The organism is Nitrospira sp., from assembly GCA_016788885.1.
Taxonomy (GTDB): domain Bacteria; phylum Nitrospirota; class Nitrospiria; order Nitrospirales; family Nitrospiraceae; genus Nitrospira_A.
This window is the reverse complement of the sequence record JAEURX010000035.1, coordinates 25,854-36,234: the sequence shown is the minus strand read 5'-3', so window position 1 is coordinate 36,234 and position 10,381 is coordinate 25,854. Positions and strand designations below refer to the sequence as shown.

Here is a 10,381-nt window from a genome sequence, read left to right as displayed (position 1 = left end):
ACGATTTCGTCGAACTTGCGGGCGATCTCCTCTCGTTTCATCCCCAGGATGGCGCCGCTCATGAAGACGTTGTCGCGGCCGGTCAGTTCGGGATGGAAGCCGGTGCCCACTTCTAACAGGCCGCAAAACCGACCGTTGATGCGCGCACGGCCCGTGGTCGGTTCCGTCACACGGGAGAGAATCTTCAGCAGCGTGCTCTTGCCGGAGCCGTTCGTGCCGATGACGCCGAAGACTTCCCCTTTCTTGATTTCAAAGGAGACGTCACGCAGGGCCCACAGGCTGTCGGGGGGCGATGCGGGGACGTCGGGGCGCCGTCCAACGAGCCGACGGAGTCCCTGGGCCAGCGCGCCGGCTAACGACCCCGTATGGGCATGCGTCGCCCCTAATTGATAGCGCTTGGACAGACCTTCCACGCTGACCGCAGTATCGCTCATCTAGATTACATCGGCGAAGGTTCGCTCCACCCTCCTAAAAAACATCAATCCGCCCATCAACGAGACCATCACCACAGCCAAACTCACACCGACCATGCTCCAATCAGGGGCGGTCTTTCCGAACAACGTCCACCGAAATCCCTCAATGACCCCAGCCATCGGATTCAGGCCGTAGTACCATCGAATAGATTCTGGAACCAAAGATGCAGGATAGAGAACAGGAGAGGCAAACATCCACAGTTGTGTAATGAGTGGGACTACGGAGGCAACATCGCGATACTTCACATTGAGTGCAGAAAGCCAAAGGCTCACAGACAGAGCAGCGAGCAAGGCAACGCCCACAAACAGGGGCAGGAAGACAACCGTCCACTGCGGCACCACCTGATACCAAACCATCAACCCGATCAGAATCAGCGTCCCAACGCCAAAATCCACCAAGTTGATGAAGGTGGAAGCAATTGGGATGATCAGTCTGGGGAAATAGACCTTTTTAATCAGTCCCCCCTCTGTGACTACACTTAAGGTACTCCGCTCCAGGCTTCGTGCAAATAGAGACCAGGGCAATATTGCGGCAAAAGCAAAAAGAGGATATGGCAAACCATCTGATGGAACTTTTGCCAAATAGCTGAAAACAAGGGTAAAAATTAGCGTACTAAGCAACGGTTGCATCAGAGCCCAACTAGCCCCGATGGCAGTCTGCGCATAGCGCGTCTTAAGATCTCGCCATGCTAAAAAGTAGAACAACTCTCGAGCGTCCCACAACTCTCGCCAACCAATCTGAACATACCCTTCGCGGGGCTCAATGACCAAGGGACAGGAACTTTCTTGCGCTACCGCAGACTCCATGATCACTCCAAATCGCAGGATGTCACAATGGGATAGCAGGCTCGTTGCGCAGCCCATAAATCAGTTGGTTCGGTCCACTGCCTACCATATCGCTTCCCGGGACAGATCCGGCAATGACCTCATTACAAGAGTAGCACAACCGAGAAAGACGCCCGTCCCTCTGGGAGATGTGCTGCTCATAGCCATGCCCCATGGATTTATGGCGAGCAGATAGTCGTACGTCTGTCAAGGACGTTCTCAATGAATAAACAGACAAACAGGATTGGCATGGGAGAGAAGCTGACTAGCCCAAGAGCTGCAACACGCTTTTCTAAAATTCACACGATAGAAGAATCCATCTACACTGAGTCAGGAGCTTTAGACTTTTCACTACCAGCAGTGCAGGTCCTTACATTCCTGCAAATGACAACAGAGTCCCAACCTCAATTGCGTAGTACATCCGATGAAGCTGCAGAGACGGAATTTCCTCCCGCTCCGATGGCCGCACCAACTTCTACACCCCGGCGCTGTGCAGTTTGAGGAAACACTTCTCGTATCGGCGCGAATGAAAAATCTTGGAGGAGCGCTCGTAATCGATCTTGCGTCTTATCAAGGTTCATATAGTGTCGAAGACGTGAGACCACAGAGCCTTCCATTCTCGGTTGATTTGGATCAAACTCCCATGGATGCATATACATAACTAAGGAAGAGCCTTCACCTTCCAATTTACGCAGCAACGTTCGCAGCAGCGCATATGGGTACAACCGGAAATACCCTCCCCCGGCTACCGGTACACGCACGCCTAGACACCTCACCGTTGAAGGGGGCACTTCCCACAGGAGACCAGACGCCGTCAACAATTGATGCACCTCTGGATTTGCAGAAGGTACCCCATAGCGATCATGCAACACAGGAAATATGCTCGAATCGTAGCTATACCCCTCTTCGACGAGAATTTGAGTTGCCCACATAGTATCTTTTGTAATAGAAAAACTCGGTGCGCGATAGCCCAACACGGGTTTTGATAGGATACTTTCCAGAATGCCTTTGGCTCTTCGAATATCCTCACGGAAGACAACCGGGGTTTGAGCAGTTATGAGTTCATGGGCATACCCATGCGAGGCCACTTCATGTCCCTCTGATGCAATGCGACGAACTAAGGATGGGCACCTCTCCGCCACCCATCCAAGCACAAAAAATGTTGCACGCACTCGTCTATTACCCAATAGCTCCAGCAGCAGTTCAGTGTTACCTTCGACACGGCTTTCATATTGATCCCAATGTCGTCTCCTCATGGGAGATTCGAAGGCAGAGACTTGAAAATGCTCCTCCACATCGAATGAAAGGCAATGTTTGGGAATTGTATCAGGCATGTCTCCCTCTAACGCGCCCCCTCGCCCATAAACATAACCTTGCCGGTATGAACGACGATGCGGAAATCCAGCGCTAGGGAAAGATTCTTGACATAGAATAAGTCGTATTGCAGCTTAACGTGCGAATCCTCTTTCGAGGCGCCATAACGAAAACGAGTCTGTGCCCACCCGGTAATTCCTGGACGAACTGTATGCCTCAAATCGTAATAAGGGATGGTATTCCTCAACTCCTGAACAAATACCGGTCGCTCAGGTCTGGGACCGACTAAACTCATTTCGCCTTTCAGAACGTTGATCAATTGGGGGAGTTCATCCAATCTCCATTTTCTGATCCAACGACCAACCCTTGATACACGGGGATCTTCACTTGAAGCCCATCGTGCGCCGCTCTGCTCAGCATCCTGACGCATAGACCTGAACTTCCAAATCATGTAGGGGCGGCCCCGCAATCCCACTCGCATTTGCCGATAAAATACCGGACCAGCGGAATCCACCTTAATAAGGACAGACAACAACAGGACCAAAGGCAACAATGCGAGAATTCCAACAATCGCCACGACCACGTCTAACGCTCGCTTCAACAACATTGTGAGAAGACGACGGCGAAAACCAGTTGAAAAGATCAACGCACTAGGCTTGAGATGGTCAATCGATAACCGCCCGGACTCCTCCTCATATAGATAGTGACCATCAACCACATCCCTACCCATCGCCTTCATATCCAGAAGAGTCTGAACAGGCAGCACCGCACGCCGGTCTTCCAAGCAGACGGCAACGGTATGCACTTGATACCGCTCGGCGATCTCAAACAATTGATCATAGGTTCCAATAATACTGGGATTCACTAGTCGCTCACCCACGCGACTGGCGTCCTTGTCCAAAAACCCAACCACTTCGGTGAAGCCAGATCGCTTTGCTAGCAAGGTTTGACACAGATCCCTAGCGAGAGGCCCAACTCCAAGGATTAAAACCCGCCTTGTAAACTTAGGGAAACTGACGGACACTGAAACAAGCGGTTGCCGAGCAAGCAACGGCTCCAGGCGAGTCTCCTGATCTGACTTACTTGAGCTGTTCATGGTGCGCTTCGCGGTAGTATTCCTGCTGCATGTAATATGGAGTGGTATGGGCATCAAGGCCGTTCAGTATGATCCCAATGTTGGCATTTTCACCGAGAGCTTTAAGGGCTTTTTGCACAACATCGCGTCCCGTCATGCTTGCCTTCACCACGTAGGCAAGAAGATCTCCCATGCTGGCAAGAACTTGCATATCGGCAAGCGGTAAGACTGGCGGAGCGTCGATAATGACATAGTCAAACTTCTCTTTAAGCTCAGCAACCAAATCAGCCAACTGATGCATCTTAGATAGCCCCACGGGGTTATCTCCAACCGAGCCAGCGGGGAGAATCCACGGACCTGACTCCCCCAACCGCTGCACACAATCCTCGATGGCTTTGGTTCCTCGCAAGACCTCAACTAATCCTGGATGCTGCCAGACTCCTGCGTAGATATGCTGCATCGGGCGCTTTAGATCACAATCGATCACTATCGTTCTGCGGTCCAGGTCCTTAGCAAGTACATACCCCAAGTTGAGAGCGGTAGAGGACTTCCCCTCTCCCATCACGGCGCTCGTGACGACTATTGCGGTGCTCTTCCGATCTCCAGTCATCAATTCAAGCCTGGTGGCGGCGACGCGGTATTGCTCCGCAACAAACGATAGCGGTCGCCACATGGAAACCAGTTCCAATCCCGGAGTGGGATTATGCAGCTGCCCGTTCTGGCCTCTTTGCCTCCCAGACGATGCAGGGAGTCCAGCAACGACCGGCGCATCATCCCCTCCCTGCTTTACACCACCAGGCAGCATCAGGGAAGATGCCCGGCTCTTTCCAGAAAGCGCTCTCACGGTCTGCATAGCACCCCCGAATGCACTTTCATACAAGGGGATTGAGGCGATGACTGGAAGGCCAAGAGTAATTTCGATTTCTTCCGCAGAACGGAACCCTCGCCCCATCAATTCCAATCCGACCGCACCGCCAAATCCGAGGGCACAACCCAACACGAGTCCAGCAGCCAGGATAAGGGGGATGTTGGGGACGACGGGAACAACCGGTGTGTATGCGGGATCCACGATGCTAAATTTAGCTCCCTTTCGCCCCTGAGCGAGACTCTTTTGCATGCCCGCAGTAAGCTTCTTGTCTAATAGCGACTGATAGTTCTTCTGAAGGTTTTCATAGTCTCTCTCCAGCGTCTTCAACCTTTGCTCTCGCTCGGGAGTGTGCTCCACTCTTCGTTCGTATTGGGAAATTTCACCCGCGATATGGGATTGACGACGCTTGACGGCATCCAATTCAAGCACGATATCTTCTCGCTGCTTCAACAGGTCAGCATGGTAGGGATCAATCGCTTTTCGTTTGGATTTCTTCGCAGCGACCGGTTCGTCGTCTGCCTCACTATCCGGCAACAAATCACGATACTGAGCAGAGGTCATCTCCTTGAGTTTTCGAATTTCCTCCTTAACCTGCACCAAATCAGGATACGTATCTTTATACATAGAGGAGAGCTCTACCAGTCGCCGCTCTAACTCCTTGATTCTTCCAAGCCGTGGATCTTTATTTCTCTTTGTGGAAGCCCCAGTTGGCGAATCGCTACCGACCTCCCCCGTTTCCTCATAATCCTTAATTGATTTATCAAGCTGAACCAGACGGTTGGCCAGGCTCTGAGACTGCTCATTTTGCGACCGAATATCCTCCTGCAAACGATCTAACTTCCTCAGGTTCGCGTCAATTTGTTGAGGCAATTCACCCAAATGCTGTTGCTTGAACTCTGAAATTATCTTTTCCTTAGCTTCAAGCTCAGCCTTCGCATGCTTTAACTCAAGCCCAAGAAAATCCTCCGCTGCTTCGACTCCCCGTTCACGGTCCTTGAGCGTTTCTTCTATAAAAAGATCGCTCAGTCGGGACGTGACATCCCTGGCGATGATTGGATCTTCACTGGAAAATGAGAGCGTGATGAACAATTTATCCTTGGTGGGCTCAACCTTGATAGAACCGCGCATAGCACGGATGGCATTTTCCGACTCTGCCGCATCTGGACGACTTTTTTCGTACCCAAAAAGTCCAAACTCACCGGCTATCTGGCCAAGCGTTTTTCGCCCCATGACAAACTGGCGCACCTCCATCACCCTGTCATCCAAAGTTGGCGTGTATACACCCCCAGCCGGATTGGGGCCACTTACAATCGACTCTTCTATCTTCGCCCCCTCAAACCACATTTTAGTTGCGGACAGATATACCTTCGGCATCACTGCGCAGACCACTCCCGCAATGCTCAGCGATACGAGGATAGTTGTGAGGACAAGCCACTTGCGGCTAACAACTGCCCGCCAATAATCCTCGGGGGACAACGTACGCGTGTTCATTTCGTTATATCCACTCCTCCCGCTCCAGATTTACCTGTTCCTGACTCGGCAGACGAAGCGGCACCAGACGAACCTTCCCAGAAAGCGCCAGCCCGAAAGAAATCCCCGCGGGGTGCATACGCATATGTAAACCCTAGTAGAATTACCTGCTTTGAGAATCCCAGATCCCCAGCACCCACTCCACTCGCCTGAGAGTCAAACATGAGCCATTGGTGACTGAGTCTGGCAGTCAACATGGGAGTAATGAGGTAACTGAGGGCTAAGGTTGTACCGTAAGTAGTGAAATTTGTTCCTATTGAATCCGACGTGAAGCTACTTCTTGCATAGTTGAACAGAGCCTGTCCACTTAGCTTAGCCGTTATTCCAGCCATACTGCTCAGTGTGATCATATGCGTATATATAGGCCCAGCAGTTTGAACAAAACTTGGGAACACTCCAAGGTTGTACATCATTGTTATTCGGTAGGAGCCAGGAGCAGCAATCCCCCCAGGCATGTTCATACCGGCAAGCATGGGAAGGAAGCCGCCACCACTTGCAGCCCCCCCAACGCTACCAGTTGCTTCCTGAATCTCGCTACCTAGCTTTCTAAGAAACGAGGAGCCTGAAACATAGGTCACGCCAAATCCACCCGTTGGCACCATAGTTGCCGGAACTCGTCTTTGGCCGCCACTCGCAGATGCATCAGGAATGGGCTCGACCAAGGTCAAGCCTCCATTGATAGATGAACTCCACTCTTTGGTCCAACTCCGCCCCCAACCAAGCAAGGCATTATGAGTCGTATAATCGCCAAATTGCCCCTGAGACATTTGGGTAAACGTATATTTAACAGTCAAGGTGTCAACCGCAGAAATTTTGGAGGTAGGACCGGCTGAAATAGTGTGGGTTTGCGTATCAAACACCGTGTTCTGAGCCTGTCCTACTGCTGTCGAAGTCGGGGTCAGAGCTCCACCGAAGCTGAGCCGAGAATATGTGTAGTTGGTAAGAAAATCCGTCGTTGGGGAAAGTGAGTATGCGTCTGAGAAACCTGCACTAAACATGGTAGTCCGAATTCGCTGAGTAAGCAGGCCTGAATCTACCGGCCCAGCAATTCCAAACCCGCCTGTACCAAACCCGCCGCCACTAAACCCACCACCACCCATACCCCCACCTAGGCCCCCTGCTCCGAAGGCTGGTGCTGATGGCATGTACTGGTAGGTCCCAAAGATTCGAAAGGCTCGCATCCTCGGCAGAACTTTGTTCACGGCTTGCGCAAGATCAATTCCGGCACTAGCGTTAAATCCCACATTGTCGAGAGCAGAGTTATTTACGAACTTTTGAACGACCGCACCAATAGACAAGTTCGCCTTCATGAGGGAATTAGCCTGCATGAAGTTCAACTGAGGGGTTACGATTGTGATCAGATCATCTGCCTTTGTCCCAGGCGCAAGCTGTGACTTCGGCGTAAAGAAGACGTTGCTGTCGTACTGTTCTAGAACCGAGATTGAAGGCACAACTCGGACTTGCTGGGCAACAGAATCTGACAAGCTCAACCAGCCTGCTAAGACCAAGACTACAGCCGATAGAATGAATTTCCGCATCCTCAAAACTTGGCTATGGCACAACAATGACATCACCAGCCTTGAGGAAAAAATTTCCCTCCGAATTTTTACCTTGGATGATATCTTCATAGGGAACTGGAATCTGGACCTGCTTGGGTTGGCCTTGACCGTTGGGCACAACACGGAGAACATGGATTTTATTTCTTGATGCAAAAGTCGTAAACCCTCCAGCCAGCGAAATGCCCTGCAACACCGTAGCATAGGATTTCAAAGGCACCTTGCCCGGCTTTGAGACTTCTCCCAGAACATAGACATAATAACTGTTCACTTCCTTGACTTGAACAGACACAGTGGGGTTGGACATGAATTCGGCCAATCCATCAGCAATTCGTTTTGCCAGGACATTTGATGTCATGCCTGCTGCCTGAACATCACCGATTAAAGGCATCGAAATTTTCCCATCAGGACGAATGATTACTTCACGCGAAAGTTCCTGATTCCTCCATACATTGACAACAAGCACATCCTCAGGACCAAGCAAGAACTCATTCGGTGGGATATACGTGACGTTGAAATCGATCTGCTCGCCGCCGATCCAGCAACCCGAGAGAGTCAGGAAAGTACTGAGAGCAATACATACCCCCCCCTGGAACCATCTGCAACCGAAAGTTTTCAATTTCCCAACTCCTTTAGCTCGAGGCTCCGAAATGACTCGGGCGATATTGATCAACTGCGCCCTATCTTGTCGGCAAAACTACCATCGTTTCTGATGGCACCACGATCTGGTCACCCGGCTTTAGCTCAATGTTTTGATCAGAACCATCTCTGAGCACAATATCGTCGTAACTTGCCTTGATTTTGTTTAACCCCTCACCATCTTTCCCAAAGCGAAATACGACAATTTTGTTACGTGCCGCCACCTGAGTAAATCCATGCGCGATCGTAATCGCCTGCAGCAGCGTGGTCTTGCTCTTTAAGGGGTACTTTCCTGGCGCATTCACCTCACCGAGCACGTAAATCTGATAGCTATTGACTTCACGCACGAGGATGGAGACCGTAGGATTCTCCATATAGGACTTCAATCGTGCAGAGATTTCCTCGGTCAGCTGCGCAGCAGTTCTTCCCACAGCAGACACATCACCAATGAGAGGAAGTGAAATTCTTCCATCCGGCCGAACCTGGACCTGTTTGGACAGATCAGCATTTTTCCACACCGTGATCTCAAGCACATCCTCAGGTCCCATGATGTAGTCCGGAGTTACGGTAAGAGAAGACTTTTCCGCACCCTCCCCGCCATGACGCATACCGGAAGAAGCTGTCGCCGAGGATGCGGCTGCGACAAGAATCGGTTTGGACACCTGATCTACCTGGTCAGCGAATGCGATACCGACAACACTCCCCGAAAGGGCAATTGCGCCAAGTAATACCTTAACATTCATGACTTAATTCTCCTGAGGAAAGTCGACCCAGCCACTTGCCACGACCGTAAGACTTCTGCACCATCCAACATGCCGCTGCTCCGCGCAAAGGAATGGCAGCTTCAATCTTCTAGAACCTTGAGGATTCGATTTTTTTGTGCTTAGACCGGCATGCCCCTTGTCTCGCTTGACCCGATACCGGAATCCCACTCGCTCGCCCGACCGACTTGAAATATTTGAGCTACAGTCGGAAGACTCTGCTGCGCGGCATCAGACTCATGGCGAAAAATCATAACCAATTGTTTGTATTAACAAAAGATGCCCACATTTCTAATCTAACCAGTGGACGGGATAGGGCCCACCTCAAGATTCATGACAGCATACTGAAACTACTCGTTGCCGAATGGGAAAAGTGGGAAATCAGGTCGATCAAGGCACCTCCCGATGCTTAGAAGTATAGAAGTACCAGCTTCGACGAACAATACCAATGATGTACAGATAGCTCCCCCAGAAGTATAATTTGACTACCTCGAAAGTATTATGTAGCATTACTAGTAACGCTCACATGCCTTAGGTTACCAGAAACAGATCAATTGTCTAGCGACATTACGAACCTTACGGAGTATTGCCGTGGCTCTCAACGCTGTCCCCTCTCAGGAACCTACAGACAACTTGGCCGACCAGCGTGCAGGCGCAGGAATTGTTGTGCTGTCGTCCTCCATGCAGTTGCTTCATATGAATCGGCAGGCAACAGAACTGTCAAAGCTCATCAACATGGCGGAAAACGGCGGTTCCCCAGCCAAGGCGGCACAAGGAGTGCTTCCATCAGTGCTTACCGAACTCTGTGCTGAAATTATCAAAGCGCTTCACGTTCGTACCGAGGCAAAAGACTGGGAACAATTTGAGGTCAAGCGAATCGCCGGCAATCCTAACCAACCCGTGCTCCTTCGCGGCTTCGGCCTACCTGATCGCGGCGGAATTCAATATGCGCGATTGGTTGTGACGTTAGAGGAATTGGGACGACGGCAGCAACTCAGTACCGACCAGGCTAAAGAACGATTCCAGCTCACCAATCGAGAGCAGTCAGTGGTCGAAAACCTCGCGAAAGGATGGACAAACAAGGAGATCGCGAACGCTCTCAAAATTACCGAACAGACAGTGAAGGAACATATCAAACACATCATGCGAAAAACAAACTCTACCACTCGAACCGGAGTTCTCGTTCAAGTCTTCCGTTCCTAAACTGCACCGCCTCTCAACGGCAACCTAGCCGCCCGAATTGCTACGAGTAAATTTTCTGCTACCACGACTCACCCATTCGCTGGTGATTACCCATACTGCGCCCCCAGACACCAGTACGCGATAAAAGTGGAGTGACC

At 51.0% G+C, this 10,381-nt stretch carries 9 protein-coding genes; 1 reads left to right on the top strand and 8 read right to left on the bottom strand.

The window, feature by feature from the left end; all coding sequences use genetic code 11:
* From JNL86_08785 to JNL86_08750, 8 genes are all read right to left on the bottom strand, one after another.
* On the bottom strand, positions 1-434 hold a 434-nt coding region (locus JNL86_08785; GenBank protein ID MBL8042997.1), incomplete at its 3' end, for an ABC transporter ATP-binding protein.
* Positions 435-1,280: an ABC transporter permease gene (locus JNL86_08780; GenBank protein MBL8042996.1), complete on the bottom strand. Its 846-nt coding sequence runs from the start codon at positions 1,278-1,280 to the stop codon at positions 435-437.
* 422 nt (positions 1,281-1,702) lie between these two features.
* Positions 1,703-2,632, bottom strand: a complete 930-nt coding sequence (locus JNL86_08775) for a DUF3473 domain-containing protein (protein ID MBL8042995.1) — start codon at positions 2,630-2,632, stop codon at positions 1,703-1,705.
* A gap of 8 nt (positions 2,633-2,640) precedes the next feature.
* A complete protein-coding gene (locus JNL86_08770; protein MBL8042994.1) occupies positions 2,641-3,708 on the bottom strand; it encodes a TIGR03013 family PEP-CTERM/XrtA system glycosyltransferase in 1,068 nt (355 codons plus the stop codon).
* Positions 3,692-6,046, bottom strand: a complete 2,355-nt coding sequence (locus JNL86_08765) for an AAA family ATPase (protein MBL8042993.1) — start codon at positions 6,044-6,046, stop codon at positions 3,692-3,694. Before JNL86_08765 ends, JNL86_08770 begins: the two co-directional genes overlap by 17 nt.
* On the bottom strand, positions 6,043-7,713 hold the full coding sequence (locus JNL86_08760; GenBank protein ID MBL8042992.1) for a hypothetical protein: 1,671 nt from the start codon (positions 7,711-7,713) through the stop codon (positions 6,043-6,045). Before JNL86_08760 ends, JNL86_08765 begins: the two co-directional genes overlap by 4 nt.
* A complete protein-coding gene (locus tag JNL86_08755; GenBank protein MBL8042991.1) occupies positions 7,637-8,260 on the bottom strand; it encodes a polysaccharide biosynthesis/export family protein in 624 nt (207 codons plus the stop codon). The genes JNL86_08760 and JNL86_08755 overlap by 77 nt, the downstream gene beginning before the upstream one ends.
* A 61-nt stretch (positions 8,261-8,321) precedes the next feature.
* Positions 8,322-9,023: a polysaccharide biosynthesis/export family protein gene (locus tag JNL86_08750; protein MBL8042990.1), complete on the bottom strand. Its 702-nt coding sequence runs from the start codon at positions 9,021-9,023 to the stop codon at positions 8,322-8,324.
* 609 nt (positions 9,024-9,632) lie between these two features.
* Between JNL86_08750 and JNL86_08745 the strand changes: the two genes are divergently transcribed.
* Positions 9,633-10,244, top strand: coding sequence for a response regulator transcription factor (locus JNL86_08745; GenBank protein MBL8042989.1), 612 nt, complete (start codon positions 9,633-9,635; stop codon positions 10,242-10,244).
* Positions 10,245-10,381: the final 137 nt, after the last annotated feature.